This window comes from Runella salmonicolor, assembly GCF_024158025.1.
Taxonomy (GTDB): Bacteria; Bacteroidota; Bacteroidia; order Cytophagales; family Spirosomataceae; genus Runella; species Runella salmonicolor.
In genome coordinates, this window is the sequence record NZ_JAMZEL010000010.1 from 208740 (window position 1) to 230002 (window position 21263).

At 46.0% G+C, this 21263-nt stretch carries 16 protein-coding genes; 11 read left to right on the forward strand and 5 right to left on the reverse strand.

Features of this window, described 5'->3' with window-relative positions; genetic code table 11:
* Nucleotides 1-44 precede the first annotated feature (44 nt).
* The 5 genes from NCI00_RS21580 (at nt 45) to NCI00_RS21600 (ending at nt 8568) form a co-directional block, all read left to right on the forward strand.
* Nucleotides 45-902 carry an ABC transporter ATP-binding protein gene (locus tag NCI00_RS21580; protein WP_253531071.1) on the forward strand — a complete coding sequence of 286 codons (858 nt, stop codon included), beginning with the start codon at nt 45-47 and terminating at the stop codon, nt 900-902.
* A 453-nt stretch (nt 903-1355) separates the two neighbouring features.
* Nucleotides 1356-2660, forward strand: coding sequence for an MFS transporter (locus NCI00_RS21585; protein WP_253531073.1), 1305 nt, complete (start codon nt 1356-1358; stop codon nt 2658-2660).
* A 31-nt stretch (nt 2661-2691) separates the two neighbouring features.
* Nucleotides 2692-6213: a nitrate reductase gene (locus tag NCI00_RS21590; protein WP_253531075.1), complete on the forward strand. Its 3522-nt coding sequence runs from the start codon at nt 2692-2694 to the stop codon at nt 6211-6213.
* Nucleotides 6214-6367: 154 nt separating this feature from the next.
* Entirely contained in the window at nt 6368-7156 is a 789-nt protein-coding gene (locus NCI00_RS21595; RefSeq protein ID WP_253531077.1) for a nucleotidyltransferase domain-containing protein, read from the forward strand.
* Between the two features lie 32 nt (nt 7157-7188).
* Nucleotides 7189-8568, forward strand: a complete 1380-nt coding sequence (locus tag NCI00_RS21600) for a ferredoxin-like domain-containing protein (RefSeq protein WP_253531080.1) — start codon at nt 7189-7191, stop codon at nt 8566-8568.
* On the opposite strand, the gene NCI00_RS21605 is transcribed toward NCI00_RS21600, so the two are convergent.
* A complete protein-coding gene (locus NCI00_RS21605; RefSeq protein WP_253531083.1) occupies nt 8565-8702 on the reverse strand; it encodes a hypothetical protein in 138 nt (45 codons plus the stop codon). The genes NCI00_RS21600 and NCI00_RS21605 overlap by 4 nt on opposite strands.
* Before the next feature lie 124 nt (nt 8703-8826).
* Between NCI00_RS21605 and NCI00_RS21610 the strand changes: the two genes are divergently transcribed.
* The gene (locus NCI00_RS21610) at nt 8827-9369 is read left to right on the forward strand and encodes an REP-associated tyrosine transposase (RefSeq protein ID WP_253531086.1); all 543 of its coding nucleotides are present in this window, start codon (nt 8827-8829) and stop codon (nt 9367-9369) included.
* Nucleotides 9370-9499: 130 nt separating this feature from the next.
* Here NCI00_RS21610 and NCI00_RS21615 read toward each other — a convergent pair whose 3' ends face one another.
* A complete protein-coding gene (locus tag NCI00_RS21615; protein WP_253531089.1) occupies nt 9500-10531 on the reverse strand; it encodes a LuxE/PaaK family acyltransferase in 1032 nt (343 codons plus the stop codon).
* A gap of 42 nt (nt 10532-10573) precedes the next feature.
* Between NCI00_RS21615 and NCI00_RS21620 the strand changes: the two genes are divergently transcribed.
* Nucleotides 10574-11095 (forward strand): hypothetical protein, encoded by a 522-nt coding sequence (locus tag NCI00_RS21620; protein WP_253531091.1) that lies wholly within the window; start codon nt 10574-10576, stop codon nt 11093-11095.
* A gap of 70 nt (nt 11096-11165) precedes the next feature.
* Nucleotides 11166-12110, forward strand: a complete 945-nt coding sequence (locus tag NCI00_RS21625; RefSeq protein WP_253531093.1) for a hypothetical protein — start codon at nt 11166-11168, stop codon at nt 12108-12110.
* A 52-nt stretch (nt 12111-12162) separates the two neighbouring features.
* Here NCI00_RS21625 and porV read toward each other — a convergent pair whose 3' ends face one another.
* From porV to NCI00_RS21640, 3 genes are all read right to left on the reverse strand, one after another.
* Complete coding sequence (gene porV / locus NCI00_RS21630; RefSeq protein WP_253531095.1) at nt 12163-13335, reverse strand: type IX secretion system outer membrane channel protein PorV; 1173 nt, start codon at nt 13333-13335, stop codon at nt 12163-12165.
* Between the two features lie 118 nt (nt 13336-13453).
* Complete coding sequence (porU, locus tag NCI00_RS21635) at nt 13454-16843, reverse strand: type IX secretion system sortase PorU (RefSeq protein WP_253531097.1); 3390 nt, start codon at nt 16841-16843, stop codon at nt 13454-13456.
* A gap of 113 nt (nt 16844-16956) precedes the next feature.
* Complete coding sequence (locus tag NCI00_RS21640) at nt 16957-17550, reverse strand: SprT family zinc-dependent metalloprotease (RefSeq protein WP_253531100.1); 594 nt, start codon at nt 17548-17550, stop codon at nt 16957-16959.
* Between the two features lie 447 nt (nt 17551-17997).
* Here NCI00_RS21640 and NCI00_RS21645 point away from each other — a divergent pair, with 447 nt between their 5' ends.
* From NCI00_RS21645 to NCI00_RS21655, 3 genes are all read left to right on the forward strand, one after another.
* Nucleotides 17998-18471 (forward strand): hypothetical protein, encoded by a 474-nt coding sequence (locus tag NCI00_RS21645; RefSeq protein WP_253531103.1) that lies wholly within the window; start codon nt 17998-18000, stop codon nt 18469-18471.
* Nucleotides 18472-18883: 412 nt separating this feature from the next.
* Nucleotides 18884-19558 carry a ClpP family protease gene (locus NCI00_RS21650; RefSeq protein WP_114068901.1) on the forward strand — a complete coding sequence of 225 codons (675 nt, stop codon included), beginning with the start codon at nt 18884-18886 and terminating at the stop codon, nt 19556-19558.
* Nucleotides 19559-19679: 121 nt separating this feature from the next.
* Nucleotides 19680-21254: an NFACT RNA binding domain-containing protein gene (locus NCI00_RS21655; protein ID WP_253531105.1), complete on the forward strand. Its 1575-nt coding sequence runs from the start codon at nt 19680-19682 to the stop codon at nt 21252-21254.
* Nucleotides 21255-21263 lie beyond the last annotated feature (9 nt).

Consider the following 21263-nt stretch of genomic DNA (forward strand, 5'->3'; position numbering starts at 1 on the left):
TACCCTCACCATCCACACTCCACTATTCACTAACCACTCATAACATGACTCTCAATCCTATCTCCGCTCCCATCGACTCCGCGAGTGAGTTTCATAAAATCCAATCACGCCCCGCTTCCATTGAAGTAAAAAACATCTCGGTGGCATTCAAAACCCCCAAAGGCACCTTTACGGCCATCCAAGACATTGATTTAACCATTCAAAAAGGTGAAATCGTAGCGCTTATCGGCCATTCTGGCTGTGGTAAATCCACGCTTATGGGCACGATTTCGGGCATGACCCAACCCACTAGCGGCACGGTAAAGGCCAACGGCAACCTCGTAAAAGGGCCTGGTCCCGACCGTGGTATTGTTTTCCAAAACTACTCTTTGCTGCCTTGGCTCAGCGTTTATCAAAACATTTACGAAGCCGTTGACTCCGTATTTAAGGGGAAATCATCGGCTGAAAAACGCGAAATCACCGAAGAAAACCTCAAAATGGTCAACCTTTGGCCGCACAAAGACAAGCTCCCGGGTCAACTTTCGGGCGGGATGAAACAGCGTGTAGCTATTGCCCGGGCGTTTGCCATCAACCCGAGTATTTTGCTACTCGATGAGCCGTTCGGGGCGTTGGATGCGTTGACCAAAGGCTCCATGCACATTGAACTGCTCAAGCTCTGGAACCTTGACAACCGCAACAAAACCATTGTAATGGTAACGCACGACATCGAAGAAGCCATTTTTCTTTCCGACCGCGTGGTGGTCATGAACAACGGCCCTGCCGCCACCATCAAAGAAATCGTTGATGTACGACTTCCACGGCCTCGTAACAAAAAGGATATTGTCCATGACCCTGCCTACATGGAGATTCACGACCGGCTAATGGGCTTATTGTTCGATAAGTTTTCGATTGAAGACGATTAATCGGCCAATACACCACAACAAAAGCAACGCAAACCTGTCGGGACTTCAAAACCTGACAGGTTTTGCATTTTTTGATAAATTATAAAATTGAGTAATTTCTGCAATATTTAGTTTAAAAACCACTTAAAAAGAAAGTCAATTTTGCATTTTTAGCAAAATTAAGTATAAAATTTTGAAGAATTTTCTATTTTTAGTGAAAAATACTCATAAATTACTTTGAGTATACTCGTTTATTTTGTACGTTTGATATACCAAATCGGTGCAGCGTGGCGGCGCTCAACCGATGCAGGTATCCAAGTCCAAATCGCAGTCAGTGATCTGTAACAAGCCTTTTCTCTGGGAGGAAAAGACGGGTGAACATTTGTCACGGATTATGGTAGGCGGCTTTCTACTTTTGCATCGCTTCACGCCTTTACGCCGGCTTTATGTTTTAAACTCAAACAAGCAAGCGTCATGGGTCAACCACTTAACAATCAACCCCTTCCTCAGCTAAACGTATTCAGTTTCAGCGGCGTCCAAATGCGTACGTTCCACATTACGTGGATGACTTTTTTCGTCTGTTTCTTTGGTTGGTTTGGCATAGCGCCCCTGATGCCCGCCATTCGGGCCGATTTGGGATTGACCAAGCCTCAGGTAGGAAACACCATCATTGCGGCGGTATCAGCCACCATTTTTGCCCGCCTCATCATCGGAAAGCTCTGCGACAGTTGGGGCCCGCGCAAAACTTACACGGCCTTGTTGGTGGTTGGCTCATTGCCCGTCATGCTCGTCGGTTTGGCGCATGATTATACATCCTTTTTACTTTTTCGTTTGGCCATCGGCGTTATTGGGGCGTCGTTTGTCATTACGCAATTTCATACTTCGGCCATGTTTGCCCCGAGCATCAAAGGAACGGCCAATGCCGTAGCTGGTGGCTGGGGTAACCTTGGCGGTGGCATCACGCAGTTGGCCATGCCACTCATTATGGCAACCATCATCGGATTTGGGTTTGTCAAAGCCGATGCGTGGCGTTTGGCTATGATTTTTCCAGGGCTGATGATGTTGGTAATGGCCTTTATTTACTGGAAATACACAAAAGATACCCCCGCTGGCAACTACGACGAAATCAACCGTACCGCCGCTGCCAAATCAAGCGTCCCATTTTGGCAAGCCTGCGCCGACGTGCGTGTTTGGGCCTTGGCGATTGCGTACGCCTGCTGCTTTGGCATGGAAATCACCTTCGATGGCGTAGCAGCGCTTTATTTCTTTGACAACTTCCACATGGAAGAAACCGAAGCGGGTTTCTGGGCCATGCTGTTTGGGTTTATGAATATTTTTGCCCGCGCCGTGGGCGGAATTGTGGCCGATAAGATAGGTCAAAAATACGGTATGCGGGGCAAAGGCATCCTGCTGGCCTCGATGTTATTGCTGGAAGGATTAGGAATTTTACTTTTTGCGCAATCAGGAAATCTGACCATGGCCATTGTTTCGATGCTCACTTTTGCGATGTTTTTGAAAATGGCCAACGGCGGTACGTATGCCATCGTACCGTTTATCAATCCCAAAGCTGTCGGGGTAATATCGGGCGTGGTTGGTGCTGGTGGCAACATGGGAGGAATGTTAATGGGCTTTTTGTTTAAATCCCAGTCCATTTCTTACGGACAAGCATTTATGTACATTGGCGGTATCGTCGCGGTGGTGGGCTTGTTGTTGTTTTTGGTTAATTTCGGTAGAACGGTGACCGTTGAACAGGTAGAAACTGAACTACAAACGGCGTAACGCTAACCACCTTGTTTATTGTAAGCCTATTATGAAAGGAACAACGGCACATAAAACCACTTGCTGCTACTGCGGCGTCGGCTGCGGGGTAGTGGTTCATAAAACCCGCCACGGACATATTTCCGTGGAGGGTGACCCTGACCACCCCTCGAGCAAAGGGATGCTTTGTTCTAAAGGGCGAAATTTGCACTATACCGTCATGGATACCACAGACCGATTGTTGTATCCTCTAATGCGCCGCAATCGTCAAGCCCCCCTGCAACGGGTTACGTGGGACACGGCACTAGAGCGGGCAGCGGCGGTTTTCAAAACGTTTATCGAAAAATACGGCCCCGACTCGGTAGGATTTTACGCCTCTGGGCAGTGTTTAACCGAAGAATATTACGTAGTCAATAAGCTCATCAAAGGTTTTATCGGTTCAAATAACCTCGACACCAACTCGCGCCTTTGCATGTCGTCGGCGGTGGTTGGATACAAAATGGCCTTGGGCGAAGACTCTGTACCGTGCAGCTACGAAGACATCGAATTGGCGGATTGCTTTCTGATTGCGGGCTCCAATCCTGCGTGGAACCACCCGATTGTATTTCGACGCATGGAAGCACACAAAGCCGCCAACCCACGGGTTAAATTTATCGTGGTCGACCCACGCCGCACAGATACCGCTCGCATGGCCGACCTTCACCTTCAAATCAAGCCCGGAACCGACGTGGTGTTGCTCAATGCCATCGCCAAAGGCCTGATTTCGAGAGGATACATTGACGAGCATTTTATCAAAAACCACACCGAAGGCTTTGATACCTACCGCTTACAGGTCAGCGAGCGCGACATGCGCGACGCGGCCAAAATCTGCGGCATCAGCCTTCACGACATTCACCAAGCCGTAGAATACATCGGAAAATCCAAGGGATTTATCTCTATGTGGGCCATGGGTTTCAACCAAAGTGTGATTGGGGTGAACAAAAATCTGGCGTTGCTCAACCTCCATTTAATTACGGGGCACATCGGCAAGGCAGGTTCAGGGCCATTTTCGTTGACCGGTCAACCCAACGCAATGGGTGGTCGGGAAGTAGGTGGGCTGTCGAATCTCCTGCCTGCGCACCGCAACTTAGCCGACCCTGCTCACCGGCAGGAAGTAGCTGATTTTTGGGGAGTTCCTGCGCTGAATCCCAAACCCGGATTGACCGCTACCGAAATGTTTGAGGCGCTCAAAGATGGCCGCATGAAAGCCATTTGGATCATGTGTACCAATCCGCTGGTGAGCCTGCCCAACGCGCACCTCATAGAAGAAGCCCTAAAGGCCGCCAAGTTTGTGGTGGTGCAGGATGTTTCCAATCGTTCGGATACGGTTGCTTACGCCGACTTAGTACTCCCCGCCGCCGCGTGGGGCGAAAAAACGGGGACCATGACCAACTCAGAGCGACGAGTTTCGTACCTCAGTCAATTCAACGAACCCGTGGGAGAAGCCCTCCCCGACAGCGAAATCATCGTCAAGTTTGCCCATAAAATGGGTTTTGGTCACGCGTTTAATTACCGAAATGCGTCAGAAATTTACGACGAGCACGTTCGCCTTACCAAAGGAACCAACGTAGATATCAGCGGGCTTTCGCACGAGCGGCTACGCACCCAAGGTACCCTGCAATGGCCCGTACCAACGGCAGAATCTAACGGCACACCGCGCCTGTTTGCGGATCATCAATTTTATACCCCTTCTCACAAAGCGCAAATCAAAACCATCCCCGACGGCAACCAATCCGAGCCGCTCAGCGATGATTTTCCATTGGTGTTGACCACGGGCCGTATTCGCGACCAGTGGCACACGATGACCAAAACCGGTCGAGTTAATAAACTGAATCAGCACATTCCGAAGGCTTTTTTGGAAATAAACCCCGCTGATGCCCACGAACGCGGCATCAAAGAAGGCGATATTGTCACCATTCAAAACCCACGCGGGCAGGTGCAAGTACCCGCCAAAATCACGGAAGATATTCGACAGGGAGTGGTGTTTTTGCCCATGCACTGGGGAAAAATAATTCAAAGTACGGCCGCCCGCGCCAACAACATCACGAGCGATTTGGTTGACCCTTATTCCAAAGAACCTGACTTTAAATACGCGGCGGTCGAAGTAAAGAAATTCAAAAAAATCAGGGAGCGTATCATCGTCGTGGGAGCGGGGGCGGCAGCGTATAAATTCGTGACGGCCCACCGCCAGCATAACCTTACCGACGAAATTCACGTATTCAGCAAAGAGCCGTTTGCTTTTTATAACCGCGTGATGCTGCCCGACTATATCAGCGGTGCCATGCGTTGGGAGAATTTGCTCAAAATGCAGGACGACGAGCGGGCCTTGGTGCATCTGTACGAAGGCCTCAGCATTGAGCACATTGACCGTACTCAAAAAACCGTTCTTGACTCAAAAGGTAATCTCCATCCCTACGACCGCCTCATCATCGCCACGGGCAGTCGGTCGGCCATGCCCAAAGATTATGATGTATCCTTAGAGGGCGTTTTTACGATGCGTACGCGGCAAGATGCCGACGGTTTAACGCGTCATTTGGGCATTGGCCAAGCAAAACACATCGTCATCGTGGGGGGCGGTTTATTGGGGCTAGAATTGGCGGCTTCGTTGCGCCAACTGGGCCATCAGGCTACCGTCATTCACCGCGCTTCGCGCTTGATGAACCGCCAATTAGACGCCACGGCGAGTACACTTCTGCACGAAGAACTCAAAGACCGTAGTATTGATATTTATTACAACGACGAAGTCAAATACTTAGCGGGACAAAATAACCAAGTCGGCAGCGTTCGCCTCACCTCAGGACAAGTCATTGACTGTGATGCCGTTGTACTAACGATTGGCACGATGCCCAACGTCGAAATTGCCCGTAAAGCAGGGTTGGATGTACAGCGCGGGGTAGTAGTGAATGCCTATCTTCAAACCTCCGACCCCGCCATTTTTGCCATCGGCGAGGTGGCCGAATTTGAGGGACAGCAGTTTGGCATTACGGCCGCCGCTGAGGAGCAAGCCGAAGCATTGTGCGCCTATTTCAACGGCGATATTCAAAGTTATTATCGGCCTACCATTTCTATGAATATTCTAAAAATGGAAGGCCTAGATTTATGCTCGTTGGGCATGACCGAAATCCCCGCCAACGGGGCTGGTGCCGAATACGAAGAAGTCCTGTTTATGGACAAACAAAAACGATATTACAAAAAATGTATCATTCACGGCGATAAGCTCGTCGGGGCCATTTTGTTGGGAGATAAATCGGAATTTACAGAATTCAAATCATTGATTCAGCACCAAACCGAACTTTCAGAAAAAAGGCTCAAATTGCTCCGAAGCGGCAAATCCGCCCCTGCACTCAAAGGAAAAACGGTCTGTTCATGCAACAACGTAGGCGACGGCAACCTGCGCGACGCCATCGCGGGCGGTTGTACCGATTTTCAGACGCTTTGTCAACAAACAGGGGCTGGAACGGGCTGCGGGAGCTGCAAACCTGAGGTGAAAGCAATGCTTGAAAGAAGAAGTGAGAAGGCAGAAGCGAGGAGTTAGAAGTGAGAGGATAACAAATAAGAGGACGGAGGTACGAAGTAAGAAGTCAGAGGATGGAGGTACGAAGGAGGGAGTATGAAAATAAATATTGTATAGTGAGAACTTTCAATTTTTGAAAAAGGTTTTGCAATAATTGCCTAAAACGAACGCAAATATGCAACACACTATTTTTCAATCATTTATCAACAACACCATTGCGGTTTTACAGGAGTCAACGGATATGCTCGGCCTTGCGATTGCTGGTTCTTGGATTACCCACGAAACAGATTCGTTTTCAGATTTAGACCTTGTGTTGGTTTCTACCACCAAAATTTCTGATAATCCTGAGCAAATGAAAGCCGTAGCCAATCAGCTCGGGACGGTTCTTTCCGCTTTTACGGGAGAGCATGTGGGCGAGGCGCGGTTATTGATTTGTTTATACAGCAATCCGCTTCTGCACGTAGACATCAAATTTTTGACGCTAGATGAATTTCATCATCGCGTGGAAAATCCCGTGGTAGTATGGGAGCGCGACCATCAACTGACCAATATCATCCAAGAAACACCCGCCGTGTGGCCTTACCCTGATTATCAATGGATTGAAGACCGATTCTGGGTGTGGATACATTATGCCACGCTGAAGCTTGGCCGAGGAGAATTGTTTGAAGCCTTTGATTTTCTTAGCTTTATACGAATGATGGTTTTAGGACCTTTATTACACATCAAAAACGGCAATCAACCGCGCGGTGTCCGAAAAGTGGAAACGAAACTGACCCTAGAAGACTTTGCAGAACTACGCAAAACGGTAGTCCCCATGACCAAAACCGATTTGGTGGCGGCGCTGTGGAAGTCCATCCAACTTTATGAAGAAGTACGAAAGCACCTTTTCGACGCAAATATTATACTGAAAGAAGATGCCGCTAGAGAAGTCAAAGTATATTTGTATAAAGTGGAAAAAATGTAGCACAACGCATCCGAATAAATAATCCAAAACCAATGGCTTATCTACGCATTTTAACCCCCGGCGGTGTAGTAACCCCTGACGAACTTCAACAATTGGCGGCTTTGTCGCGGCAATGGGCGCTGGGCAAAATGGAGGTAGGATTTCGGCAAGATTTGTTGATTCCATGCACTGATTCTCAACTGTCTGCACTCCGTCTGCAACTTGGTTTGCAAGGATTTCAGGTAGAAGAAGCTGTTCCTACTCACCCTAATATTGTTTCGTCGGTGGTGGCGCAGAACATTTTCCCTAAATTATCGTGGTTGCGCTCTGGTGACTATTTAGACATTTTGGATTCGTTTGACTTTCAACCTACTCTCAAACTTAACCTTATTGACCCAACCCAGGAGCTGATTCGTCCCTTGACGGGAGAACTCAATTTTGTGGCTTCTCCTACCCCTTCGTTTTGGTATTTAGCAGTCAATTTACCCGCTTTGGGCACCTTACAGGTATGGCCAGAATTGGTTGACGGTGAACAAATCCCCGACTGGGTCCGCGCCATCGAAAATGCCTTAAATGCTCCCAAACCTATTGATAATTTTGATACATTATTTCAGACCGTTACGGCCCAATTTTCGGGACGAACGCGCCGTATTCAGAAAGAATTAAAACTTACACCCAAGCCCTATCCTCACCACGAGGGCATCTATCGTTACGACGAACGCTACTGGATTGGGCTTTATCAGCGCGACAATGAGTTTGAAGCGTCGTTTCTTGATGCCCTCTGTCAACTTTGCAAAGACACCAAAATCGGCCGTCTCTACCCTACTCCTTTCAAAACGTTTATTGTCCGCGATATTCCGAAAGAAACGATTTATCAATGGGAGAAATTATTGGGCCTTTGGGGCATCCACACGCATTATTCGTCGCTTGAACTCAACTGGCAACTGCCTGATGCCGATGCCGCCGCACTGCGCCTCAAAACCGAACTCGTCGATGCCTTTGAGCGCACCCGGATTCGTACCTCAAGTTTGAGTTTCAGCATCGGTCAACGGAATGCCGACACGACCTCCACGATTGTTATCGAGCCGCTTTCGGCCGATTATCAGCGTTTTCGGATTGTTCATTCTCCGGATTTCTTCATCGGGAACACAGAATGGGAAACCTTTGCGGCCGATGTAGCGCGCAAAAATCTCCCCGAAGTATTGAGGCGTTTGACCCAAAAATATTACGAGCAGTTATCTACCGAAAAAAAAGCGGGGATTATGCGAACAACGGCAACCCTCAAACCCGTGATAACTGAAAAGGTGATGCGGTGCAAACATTGCCTCACCGTGGCTGATGTTGCCCCACCTTTGCCCGCTTTATACGTATGTTCTACGTGCAATGCCCCCGCGAGCGATTTCATGGAAGTGACGTGGGAGATTATCACTTAATGGGGGAGCAGTGCCTTCTCTTGCTCAGTTTTTGAGAGTCGCAGCGGTACACCACCCTGCTGGATGATGCCGTGCGGGCGGTTTCTCAAAACCGCCGACACGGGGTTACTCATAACCCCATACACCTTCTCCATTCTGCACATCCTTCTTCCAAATAAAGTTACCAATAATCTCTTATTACGTCATAGTGTTGTGCGGGCGGTTTTGAGAAACCGCCCGCACAGTAATCGCCATTTGCATTAAAATATATGTTGAATTATGGGAACCAAACGTATTTCTTTTTCGAATGATGAACGTTGCTTTTTTATTACGACCTCCTGTTACCAACATAAATATCTCTTGTTTGACAAAACCTGTTTTGATATTCTGCTTACCAACTTTCATTTCTACAATGCCCGTTATCAGGCCAAGTTGCTAGGATATGTTCTCATGAGCAATCATATCCACTTCATTATTTATTTTCAAGACCGCAATTTTCTCTCAAAATACCTGCGTGATTTCAAGAAATATAGCTCTTTACAATTGAGAGAGTATATTTCTAAAACACACCCCGAGATTTTACTCGAAATTAGGTATGAACACCGAACTCAACATTACAAAATATGGGACGACGAGTTTGATGATGTAGTTCTTTTCAGTCGTGAGATGTGTGAAACGAAACTTACCTACATGCACCAAAATCCTGTTAGGGCAGGTATTGTGACAGAACCAGCAGACTATGTTTACTCCAGTGCAAAATTCTATGAATATTGGCATTTTAATATCCAATCTGAACTTTTGCATTATTTGGAAGTATTTTGAACGAGGTTGTGAGCAACCTCAGAGCAGGTTTTGAGAAACCTGCCTCACATGGTGAAAGATATGAGCGGCGCACCGCCCTGCCTCACAAATGTGTGTGCAGTTTTTCAAAAACTACCCTTACAAAACCACTTCAAATCAACAGATTACAGCCTCTCACGTCTGAATTATCAAAACGCCCGATTACTTCAAACCGTGTGGAATTTTCTCCTACAAAACGGCCCAAATCCTGCGTTTCGATAAAAGCACAAGAATCCAGATTGCCTAAATCAACGACGTTGATACCGCCATAACGAAGCCCCGATTGGGGGGAATCATACACTGCCCGAGGGTCGTTAATGTCCCGCAATAAAATGCGCATCGTAGCCGAGGCATCAAAAATACCATCCCCTTTTGAATAAGATTGTGAAAGCAGCTCGGTCATGCCGTACTCCGAATGAATGACCTTCACCCCAAAGGCTTTTGTCAGCACTTCGTGTACTTCCTCACGGAGCATTTCGCGGCGGCGTCCCTTCATGCCACCCGTCTCCATCACCATCAGACTTGGAATATCTTGGAGGCATTCCAAGTCTTGCGGCATCTCGGATTCGGCTAAATCTAACAACGCAAAGGTAACTCCCCACAAAAGCACGGTGCGCCCGTCGGAGTTTTGAGCGAGGTTTTTGAGCGTTATCAACAATTCATCCACATTGTGCAGGAAAAAACCCGAAACCGACGAATGCGTCTGCGCAATAAATTGTTGAACCATATACACCAAAGACGAGTTATTTCGTTCAAGATAGGAAGGTAAAAGGGCTAACAAATGGCAATTCGACAACGGGCCGTACGTTTGTTCAAAAATACGGATGCTGATGTCGGTGTACCAATCCAAGTCGGCTACATGATGCCGGCTGGTTTGAGCGCCAGTCGTTCCGCTGCTTTCAAAAGTGGTCTGAACAACGGGCGATTCGGTGAGTACGGTATGTTTTTTGAAAAATCCAATCGGCATAAAAGGAATCTGCGTCAGCGACTGTACCTTGTCAGGATTGCAGCGTAAGTGACTTAAATATTCCCGATAAATAAAATTGGAAACGGCTTGCCAACGAAAAACCGCTAATGCAACGTCCTCGAAGGTATCAGGCGTGACATTTTTTACTAACTGTTTTAACTCTTGACGACGATTCATCAAATTTGACTTTTTTACAAATTACGGATAACTTTACCAACCATGAAGACTATCATTCGTTTTTTCCTTACGTTACTTATATTTTCCGCGGCAACCACCAGTTGTTGGACACCTCCCGATTACAGTCCCGTTCCAGAAATTGTGTTCAACAGCATGGACAAATTTGAAGTCGTTGAGCCTTTCTCACAGTCAAAGCAAGATTCGGTAGTCATTACCATTGATTTCAAAGACGGCGATGGTGACTTGGGCGAAAGCACCGACAACCGCGACAATCCCAACTACGGTGCATGGGGAAATTATGAGCTGCGCACGTTCAGAAAAGTTAGCGGCAATCAATTTGAAGAGGTCATTCTGGCCGCCAACTCTAAAATATTCTTTCCTGTCTTGAAGCCAGACCGCAAAAGAGGCCCCATTGAAGGTAAATTAGACTACGCAGTGTATTTTCCTTACGCAAGAAACGCTCGAATGACAACCGTTAAGTTTCAGATACGCATACGCGACCGCGCCCTAAACGTGAGCAATGCCGTAGAAAGTGATACCATTTCGGTGCCTTTGTTGCTCTAAAAAGGGGCAATTGCGCTTCTTTTTTAAAGTGTTTTGGTAAAATTAACTATTTTTACTAAAACACTTTTTTATGTTTGTCAAAACCTATTTTCTCGGAATTGTGGTCATTCTGTGCGTGGCCACAGCATTGCTGACTGGGTCTACTGTTTTTCAGAAAACACCGCCACCCGCCACCTCTTCAACCGATTTTGACCGAAAAACCTTCGCGGAATATTGGTTTAAAGGTAAAGCTGAAATCAGCACCTACACGCTTCAACAAGCTCATTACGGGGCATTAAACCCCGGCGAAGCCGTGCTGATTTTTGTCACCGAAGACTTCCGAACCGACACACAGGTAAAACTCGACAAAGAGGAAAACCGTCACAAATCGACGCCTGTTTTGAAACTGAATGCCATTCATCGCTTTGTTACGGGTATTTATGACTATTCTATTTATACGTCTGTCTTTACCCCGATTGACCACCAGCTCTTTCCCCAAACCCTCAAAGTTTCTACCACAAGCCAGGACTGGTGCGGGCACACATTCACGCAGCTTAATTATCAAAACAATGGGTACAAAGTAACAGGGCGTTCGTACTTCGAAGATAATGCAACCGAAGACTATACCACCGAAAAAGCACTGCTAGAAGACGAACTTTGGACGCGTCTGCGCCTTGCTCCCAATAGACTGCCCGTCGGTTCTATCAACATCATTCCGAGTACCAAAGCGGCCCGGCTGCGCCACCAAAAGATGGCACCGATGGCCGCTATTGCATCTATGGAGGCCTACAAAGGCAACGACTTTCTGGGAAAATCCCTGAAGGCCTACAAAATAGCCTACGCAGAAGGGCGCATTCTGCAAATTGTGTTTGAAGAAAGTTTCCCGCACCGCATTACGGGGTGGGAAGATACCTACCCAAGCAGGGGAAAATTGCTTACCACCCGAGCCATTCATAAAAAGACGCTTTTATCAGCCTATTGGACGCAAAATACCCCAGAGAATCGTCCGCTTCGTGATACGTTGCAGCTGCAATAAAAAAGGCAGCCTGCGGTTGCAAACTGCCTTTTCAAATATGTTTTAGCGACGCTTATTCGATGTCTTCTACCACTTCAGCCGCCTTTTTGAATACATCTACTACCAATGACACCCGGAAGGTATTGGCCAAGGGGCTTCCTTGCGTCTGGGGCATCAGGTAAGCAAAGTCGATGCCGTAGCGCTGCTGGATACGAGCGCCAAAACCCACCGTGAAATACTTACGATTTCCTTTGGTTTTGGTTTCGTTGAAATACCCAAAACGGAAAGCAAATGCTTCGTTGTACCAGTATTCAACCCCCGTAGAAATCATAAACTCACGAACTTCTTCGCTGAAACCACCCGGCGCATCGCCGAAAGACTTAAACATGGCCGAAATAGTCCCAACATCCTGACCAGAAGCGGTACCGCCTGGCGTAGGAATCATGAGTTTATTCAAATCCAATGCAAACGTAATTTTATTTAACGGATCAATATGACGCGTTGCGGTTCCGCCCAATTTGAAGGTGGTTGGTATAAAACCGCTCGTGGTGCCTCCGTAATTAACTTTACCGCCAATGTTTTGCAACATCAACGCGGCCGAATAATTCCAGCCTTTTCCAGTGCCTTCGTCTACATTTTCGGTTTGATAAAACGCGCTGATATCACCCGCTGCCGTCTGCCCCGCTTTTAGGGCCGAGCCGCCCAGCAGTTGAACGCCATTGCCTAAGTTGGAAACGATGTATTTTACGTTCAAGCCCATCGAAAATTTATCGGTCAATTTTCGAGAATAAGCCACTGAACCATAAAATTCATTGGAATAATAATCGCCCAATGAGGTGCCGAAGTTGTTGCGGGCTTCAAATTTGCCGTGGTCAAAATACATCAAACTCAATCCGACGGCTTGGTTTTTACCGATTTTCTTAAAACCTGACAAATACGCAAAAGACATATCTTCGGTAATGTTGCGAAGCCATGGCGTATAAGACAGAGCTACTCCGTATTCTTTTTGGGCATGAACCAGTTTTGCGGCCCCCCAGTACACCGAGTTGGCATCGGCACTCAAGGCAGCACCCGCATCTCCCATGGCGGCACTACGCGCATCGGGCGTAAAAGCAGCAAAGGGAACAGAGGGAATTACAGCGCGTCCGCCTGTGCTATCCTGCCCACCAGAAGTAATCTGTGCTACTGAACTGAAGGAAACGCAAAAACCCACAATTGTAAAAAGGGGAGAAATTTTTCTTGTCATAAGGAAATTTGTTTGCCACTACTACCCGTACCTTTCTGCGCTGAACCACGATAAGGGCGTTTCAAAAATAGAGTTCTGTTTAAGATTGTGCAAAGATATTAATTACTATTTTCAAAATCTATTTTACCATTATTAACTTACCGCTTTGACGCTGAGTTTGTTGTCGGGTTAGTGAGTGTACTTCCATTCTGTAAATATATACGCCCGCTGGAACATTTTGGATTGATTGATTTTTTCCGTTCCACGTAAACGCCTCCAAAAGCTTGTCTGAGTTATAAATTGTTTGCGCTGCGGTACAAATCATTTTTCCATTTAGGTCAAAAATCTGAAGGGTTACTTCTACATCATCCCCTTCGTCAACGAGTTCGAGTTGAAACTTAGTCTGTTCAACAAATGGATTAGGATACGCAATGACTGTCTTAATCAATTTTATTTCTTCGCCTACTCTAAACCTCAACGCCCCCTCTGCCGTATTATTGTACGTATCTTCTACTTTCAATTTAACGGTATATTCGCCCGTAGGCAACCGATGAAAAGGAAACAAAATTCGGCCCGAACGGTAATCGTCTTTCTCAGCCAAAAAATAATCATTCACCACGATACTCAAAGTATCGTTCAGGGTCAATGTCATATTCCTAGCAAAATTCAGGCCATTTTCATCGCTTAATTTGGCTACAAAAAGGGGGCTATCTTCCACTTGACTACCGTCTACAAACAACTCATCGTTTAGGTATAGTTGCATCTGCGGCGGTTGGGTATCGTTCTGCAACGGCCCGCTTCCTCCCACCATTACGCGCTTAGTTCCACCGACGGCATCGCGGAGGCTGTCGGCTTTTACCGCGTATACTTCAATTTTTCCGTTGCCAAACGACGCACCAATATTTTTGGGAACAATAAACTGTACATTAAACTTTCCTGCTTTTACGCTTACTTTTCCTTCAAACAATTTTTTATCATACAAGCCATATTGCATTTTTGGATTGGCAGCAATGATGTTGGGCGCCTCTCCGCGCGCTTTATCGCCGAGCGTCAAAAGCTGACTTTCTTTATCATAAACGGTGACGATGGCTGTTCCCGTAAAATCAGTTACCGTTGCCCCATCTTGTTGTATCTCTCCCGACAGTTTGGCCAATTGACCCGCTTTAAGGGTATCATTGGCCGTAATACTCACCTGATAATCTCCATAATTTAATTGTAGGGATGGGTCACCCAGAAGGGTAAAGTTACGGTTGAGTACATCATAAACACTTTTATTTTTGGTCATACGGATGACATCCCCCAAACGAGGCATTTTTCCATTCTGGGGTTCAAAAACGGCACGGTAAAACGCGGCGTTTACCAAAAAATTGGTATTGGCATACACGGGGCGCGAGGTAGTAAGCATAGCAATGGCCCCACCACGCGGGCTCAACACCGAAATTTCCGCACCAGATGCTTCGCCGGGATTATCGTAACGACCAAACTCACAGGTGGCCGTAATAATCAGGGGCATATTGTCCAAATTGCGCCAATTAAACAGATTTTGTAAGGTCACAATCTGTTCGTCAGACCACGTAGAAATGCCTCCGTGTCCGGTATAATTTACAATCAACGCGCCTTCGTTTACATAGCGGTCAACGGCTTGGCCCGCACCCGGAGCACGTTGGATAGTAGAGCCAAACTGAGGAAAAGCATCCACGTACACTTTGTGTAAGGCATACGCGGGGGCCAATTCTGCCACTATTTTAGACAAATCATCGGCATCTTTCTGGTGAAGATTGTCGTCTCCGTCATCGGCCACAAAAGCGATTCGCTGACGCCAATCTCCTTTGGAGCGTTTGGTGTTGTAGCGCATGATTTTGTTGACCACCGTTTCAGCTTCGGCAATGGTTTTGACGGGCAGCCTCCCGATGCCAATATCTAAAGTATGATTTCCTGTAAAATCTTCTTTCCATTCGCCCTCATCGGGTTTCAAGAATCCGTAATAATCGTCGGAAGAAAAACTACGCACGGGATGTGCCGACTCCCTGCTCTCATACGACGGCACAAAATTGGCCAGTTCGGAGGGTGAAATAGCTTTTAGGTTATTTTTGAAATCATAGCTAGCATCACCGAAAAGCAGCAAATACTTCAATTTTTCGGGTTGTTTATCTCTAAGATACCTTACCAAGTCACGGATGGCCGTTGGGTCGGGCTGGCCAGAAGCGAATTCATTATAGACCTGAACCGTAGTCACCACCTGTACGTCTAAGCCATCATTTTGTCGACGAAAATCAGCGAGTTTTTGGGCCTGTTTTTGCCACGCAGGCGCCGTCACTACAACCATATCGGGGGTAGACAGGCTTCTTATACTTTGATTCTGAACCGCCCGAAAAGAAACGGGCGGTTTCAATTGATTTTCGGTAAACACCACAAACCGTTTCAAGGTTTTTCCAGCCGCCCCAAAAGTAGCCTCCGTACCATTTAAAGAATATGCCTGTGCCCGCGGGCGCAACGGGTCCGTAATTTCCCACAGCTGCATCTGCGCGTTGGCTTGGCTGATAACGTACCGAACGGAATCTTGCGTAAGTGAGCTAAGATTTTGAAAGACGAGCGTTTGCTCATTGAGCCTCAACGTACGCTGCACCTGCAACCCAATAAAATCCAAGTATCCGTCGGCATTGGACTGGCCCGCTTTGTCAAACGTGGCCGCGATTGTCACGCGGGCAGGGTTGGCAGCGTTTAGGGTCAGTTTACCAGCATGGGTTTGGGATGTTCTTTGCCCTCTCAAATCGTATCGGTTTGTGGGACTCATGGCCGACACCGTACCCATCGTTTGTTCGCCTACGGCCTGCCCATTGATAGCAAACAAAAATTTCGTCACCACTTGCGCCGACGCCACGGTCGCGGCCGTTAGTTTCAAGGGGCTGTCGGGTACAACACCGCTCAAATCAGCATTAAACTCCTGTCGTGTCTGCGTGCCGAAATATTCGCCCCACCACTCTCTACCCGACTGCACGCGGTTATAGAGCTCACTTTCCAGAAATACATAATCATCAAAAGTCGTCAACAATTGGCCAGTCGTTCCAGATTTTTGCGTCTGAATACGTAAGCCCGGCTGTGTGCCGATTTGAAGGAAATAAAAAGTAGTATCAGAATATGTATTCAGTCGATGAGAAAAACGTTTTTGGGTAGAATCATAGCTAATTTCGTGCGGGCTTTTGCCAAAAAAAACCAGCACATCCTCGTCATCAAAACGACCATCATTTTCTCCCTTTACCAACACCGCATTTTCAATCAAATCATTCGCCCTCAAGGCCTTATTTAACTGCGGAAGCATTGCTCCTCCGTTGCCAAACAGACGAATATGTTTGGGATTTACATCCGTTGGGTTAACGCCCATTTTTCGTAAAAACGCGGCATCAATCTTGTACATTCCCGTTTGGGTAACTCCCATTTTAAACCAACGACCCTCGCCCAGCACAGAAGTTTGGGTAAATCCTAGGAAAGAAACCTGTACCGTAAAATAAAAGACAAAATAAAACGACAAAAAACGAAAATAATTACGAGTAGAAAGACATGTATCTACCTTCTTTATTCTTCTTTTTTTAGCACAATTTTGTGTAGTGGTTTTCTTCACTTTGCTCGCTCCGCTTTAAAATTTTATACTTTTTCGACCCATGCATGGGCTGCCACCAAATATTTTTTTTGAGACACTTCTTCTACACAAACGACGCGCGTTCGACGTAACGTACCTCGAACAAAAACTTTTTGATTCAAACGAAAAAGCTGCCCTTCCGACACTTGACTGACCATGACCAAATCTGTTTGTGGGGCATCAATGTTTTTAAGCGCTTGCATTAGGGGCAAGTGTGTTCCAGTAGAAGCGGTGGGGTTTTGGGCATACTTCAGGAGCGGGGCCAAGACCGAAAGCGGGAAATTATTTTCGTTCATTACGGGAATAAGTAATCCAGAAAAATGATTTTTCCACGCTTTTCCGTGCGGTGGCTGACGGCGTTTATATTTACGATACACCTCCAAATGCGCCACTTCGTGCAAATACGTAATCAGGAAATTATACGGGTTCAAATTTACGTTGACCGTAATTCGCTCACGGTAGCCCAGCTGCGCCCTAAAATCTCCCAGACGTGTTCTTCTAGGCTTAGAAGCCACAAAATCGAACTGATAGCGTTCCCATAAACCATAACAATAGGAAACCGCGGCCGCGGGTACATGTTTCTCCAAAATCTTCCGCATTACTATTTTTGCTTCCACCGCTATTCAATAATTAATACTGCAACAAAAGTAAACACCCTTTTATGAAAGAAAAAAAAACATATCCATATCAGTTAAAATAAACACTTTATCTACTGATTCGTTTCAACAAATGCACAACCCAGGCAGTATTAGGGGCAAATATTCAACAACAATATATCTTTATTTTCATCTCAAAAAAGGAAAGAAAATGACGATAAAATGAAATTAAAATTAGATTAAAATTCAAAAAAGATATGTTAATAGGTTCTATGACTTTTTCCATTCATAGGTTACTAAAATATACTTTTAAGGGGCAAATTTTTAATTTTCACTCAAAAGCAAACTATATCTATTTTGTTTTATCTACTATATTTTTTCAAAAAATATACAACAAATTCTTAATTGCTTGTATGTTTGTATACTTTTAACACTAAAATATATTTTTTCATGAAACTCACATCCCTCAAATTTTTTTCGCCAAAGGAAAACAGTAAACCCGTTGTCGAAAAAAAAGTAAGTAAACCAACAATTCTTAAAGGGTACATTTCTCCAGCGGGGAAACTTGTTTTTCCTGATAAGACCGTCGATAAATTAGGATTTGACCCATCAAATACGCATTTCAAGATTGGATCGCAAGCGGGAAAACGCAAATTATCATCCCTTTATTTAGTACCTGCCTCTTCTGATGAGTCGGATGTATTCCAGATGACCAAAGCGGCAAAGAGTTATAGTATTCCTTTGGGCGTTATTTTAAAATCAGGTGGTGTTGAGTATGCAACTACTAAACACAGTTTCATTATCAATTCATTTGAATACGAAGGTGTAACGGCTTATGAATTACAATTGGTCAAAGAATCGGCCGACAAACCAGCTTACACCGGCAAACCACGCGGACGCAAACGCAAAGACGCTCAACAATAAATTAAACGACTCCGTTTTTGTTTTTATAGCCTCCTAATCAATAATCTATATTTTATTGATTAGGAGGCTGTTGTTTTTTTGCGCCTCCTCTTTTTGCAGATTAGTTACTTTATCAACGTTGCTTTGTAAAACAAAATTTTGCTTTTGTCTTCTATTTTTGAAACTCTATGCCATTGAATCCCCAACTGTTCCCTCTGGAAGTGGCTGGATTTCAATCATTTTGCACAGATATAGGTAATTCTGATAATTTGTTGGCTAAACTGACAACAATCAAAGACTAAATTCTGCATTTTTGTCCGTCGAACCAAGTGACCATTTTTTAGTGTTCATTAGAGTATCGCTCATGTATCAAAGACGACCTTAACAATAATCATTAACCATTAACTGTGCCGAAGCACATAAATCAGTAACCATGAATCACGGACAAGAGTTTAGAAAGTACGCAGTTAAACATTTGGGTATGAGTGGCCTTACAGTAGATGGCTACGTAAATCATACCGTTGAAAACATGACGCGCGCCATCATCGAAGAGCGCCCGATGAACTTCCGTGAGGTCGATGTTTTTTCTCGCCTCATGGCCGACCGTATTATCTTTTTTGGAATGCCCGTTGACGACCAAATCGCCAACATTGTGGTAGCTCAGTTATTATTTTTGGAATCTGCCGACCCTAAAAAAGACATTTTGATGTACATCAACAGCCCGGGCGGTTCGGTGTACGCAGGGATGGGAATTTATGACACCATGCAGTACGTTCGTCCCGATGTAGCCACGGTTTGTACTAGCTTGGCGGCTTCGATGGGTGCGGTATTGTTGGCAGGCGGTGCGGCTGGCAAGCGTGCGGCGCTTCCCCACGCCCGTATCATGATTCACCAACCTTCTGGAGGTGCTCAGGGCCAATCCGTTGACATCGAAATCACGGCGCGTGAAATCGTAAAATTACGCGAAGAGCTTTACGAAATTCTGGCCAATCATACGGGTCAAACCATTCAGCAAATCGAGGCAGATTCTGACCGCGACAAATGGATGCGGGCCTTCGAAGCCAAAGAATACGGCTTAATCGACGAGGTGCTGACCAGAGAAAAGTAGTGAACGGAAACTCGTTTAATTACCCATTTAAATAACGAGGCGTCTGACGGTTTAAAACCGTCGGACGCCTTTTTTTGCTTCTTACTCCCCACTTCTCACTCCTGACACCTACCTTTGCGTCATGCATCAGAATTACCATTTTTTACGGCACTTGACCGAAGCCCTTCGTCAGGAGGCTACAGGTTTGAAGTTTATGGAGTGTTTTAGTCAGGAAAAAGATGAGTTGGTCATCATTCTGGCACACGCTCGTGGCAAAAACAATTACTATCGTCCTTTTTTCATTCGCGCCACGCTCCGCCCCGATTTCGCCTGTCTCAACTTTCCCGAAGACTTCAACCGCGCTCGTCAAAATAGCGCCGATTTATTCGAAAATCTGTATGATTTAGCCGTTATTGATGTGCGCCAGTTCAAGAATGAGCGGGCCTTTGGGTTGGTTTTGGAGAACAATTACACTGTCGTTTTTAAATTATTCGGCAATCGTTCCAATGCCGTAGTGTTTCAGGGGGATGATGTAATTGATTTATTTCACAACCGGCTCGTTTCCGATAACAACCTGCATTTATCAGAACTTGACCGCGAAATCGACCAGACCTGGGAAGCCTACCAAGCCGCCAATTACGACCACCGCAAAGTGTTTCCTACGTTTGGCAAAGAAATCAATGCGTATTTAGCAGAACAGTTCGACGCTACACCTGCCCCATCTTCTGAACAACGTTGGCAAATCATCGAGGAAACGTTAAATCACCTCTCCCGCCCTGCGTTTAAAATCAGCCTGTGGCATCATCAGCCCACGCTTACGCTTGTTGCGCTAGGCGAAGTCCTGCGCGAACACAGCAGCGCCATTGCGGCACTCAATGATTTTTACACTACTTACAACCGCGTTGGGGTCATTGCCAAAGAAAAAGGTGACGCGCTCAAAATTTTGCAAAAACGCATTCAGCGAACCGAACATTATCTCGAAGAAGCTTTTCAGAAATTATTGGGCATTGACGGAGAGGTGAAAAACGAAGAAATCGGGCACATTTTGATGGCCAATCTTCACCAAATTCCGGAGCGAGCCGAGCGCGTAACTCTGTTTGATTTTTACCGAAATCAAGACATAGAAATTAAATTAAAACCCGACCTAACGCCCCAACGAAACGCAGAAACATATTACCGAAAATCCAAAAACGAGCGCATAGAAATCGAAAAATTGCAGGAAAATATTGCCCTCCGGGAAGGCGAATTGGAAGAACTCAAAAATCATGTCAGCATCATCGAAGAATTTGAATCACTCAAACTATTGCGCAAATATTTAAAAACCAATAACCTCCTGAGCGACGCTCCCATTCTGTCACCTACGCAACTCTTCAAGCATACTGAGTTTGAAGGCTACGTAATTTTGATTGGCAAAAACGCCAAAAACAACGACTTGCTAACCAAAAAATACGCCTACAAAGAAGACCTATGGCTCCACGCTCGCGACGTGGCAGGCTCACACGTGGTGGTGAAATACAAAGCAGGAAAAAAATTCCCCAACAGCGTCATTGAACGAGCGGCCCAAATCGCCGCGTGGTATTCCAAACGCCGCAACGAGACACTTTGCCCCGTCATTGTGACCCCCAAAAAGTATGTACGCAAACCCAAAGGCCTGCCCGAAGGCGAAGTGATTCTGGACAAAGAGGAGGTCGTAATGATTGAACCTAAAGGAATGTAGTTAGCATTC

Bases quoted from the DNA above. Each gene is read 5' to 3' on its own strand.
- NCI00_RS21580 (WP_253531071.1), top strand. From the start codon at position 45: ATGACTCTCAATCCTATCTCCGCTCCCATCGACTCCGCGAGTGAGTTT.
- NCI00_RS21585 (WP_253531073.1), top strand. From the start codon at position 1,356: ATGGGTCAACCACTTAACAATCAACCCCTTCCTCAGCTAAACGTATTC.
- NCI00_RS21590 (WP_253531075.1), top strand. From the start codon at position 2,692: ATGAAAGGAACAACGGCACATAAAACCACTTGCTGCTACTGCGGCGTC.
- NCI00_RS21595 (WP_253531077.1), top strand. From the start codon at position 6,368: ATGCAACACACTATTTTTCAATCATTTATCAACAACACCATTGCGGTT.
- NCI00_RS21600 (WP_253531080.1), top strand. From the start codon at position 7,189: ATGGCTTATCTACGCATTTTAACCCCCGGCGGTGTAGTAACCCCTGAC.
- NCI00_RS21605 (WP_253531083.1), bottom strand. From the start codon at position 8,702: ATGGAGAAGGTGTATGGGGTTATGAGTAACCCCGTGTCGGCGGTTTTG.
- NCI00_RS21610 (WP_253531086.1), top strand. From the start codon at position 8,827: ATGGGAACCAAACGTATTTCTTTTTCGAATGATGAACGTTGCTTTTTT.
- NCI00_RS21615 (WP_253531089.1), bottom strand. From the start codon at position 10,531: ATGAATCGTCGTCAAGAGTTAAAACAGTTAGTAAAAAATGTCACGCCT.
- NCI00_RS21620 (WP_253531091.1), top strand. From the start codon at position 10,574: ATGAAGACTATCATTCGTTTTTTCCTTACGTTACTTATATTTTCCGCG.
- NCI00_RS21625 (WP_253531093.1), top strand. From the start codon at position 11,166: ATGTTTGTCAAAACCTATTTTCTCGGAATTGTGGTCATTCTGTGCGTG.
- porV (WP_253531095.1), bottom strand. From the start codon at position 13,335: ATGACAAGAAAAATTTCTCCCCTTTTTACAATTGTGGGTTTTTGCGTT.
- NCI00_RS21640 (WP_253531100.1), bottom strand. From the start codon at position 17,550: ATGCGGAAGATTTTGGAGAAACATGTACCCGCGGCCGCGGTTTCCTAT.
- NCI00_RS21645 (WP_253531103.1), top strand. From the start codon at position 17,998: ATGAAACTCACATCCCTCAAATTTTTTTCGCCAAAGGAAAACAGTAAA.
- NCI00_RS21650 (WP_114068901.1), top strand. From the start codon at position 18,884: ATGAATCACGGACAAGAGTTTAGAAAGTACGCAGTTAAACATTTGGGT.
- NCI00_RS21655 (WP_253531105.1), top strand. From the start codon at position 19,680: ATGCATCAGAATTACCATTTTTTACGGCACTTGACCGAAGCCCTTCGT.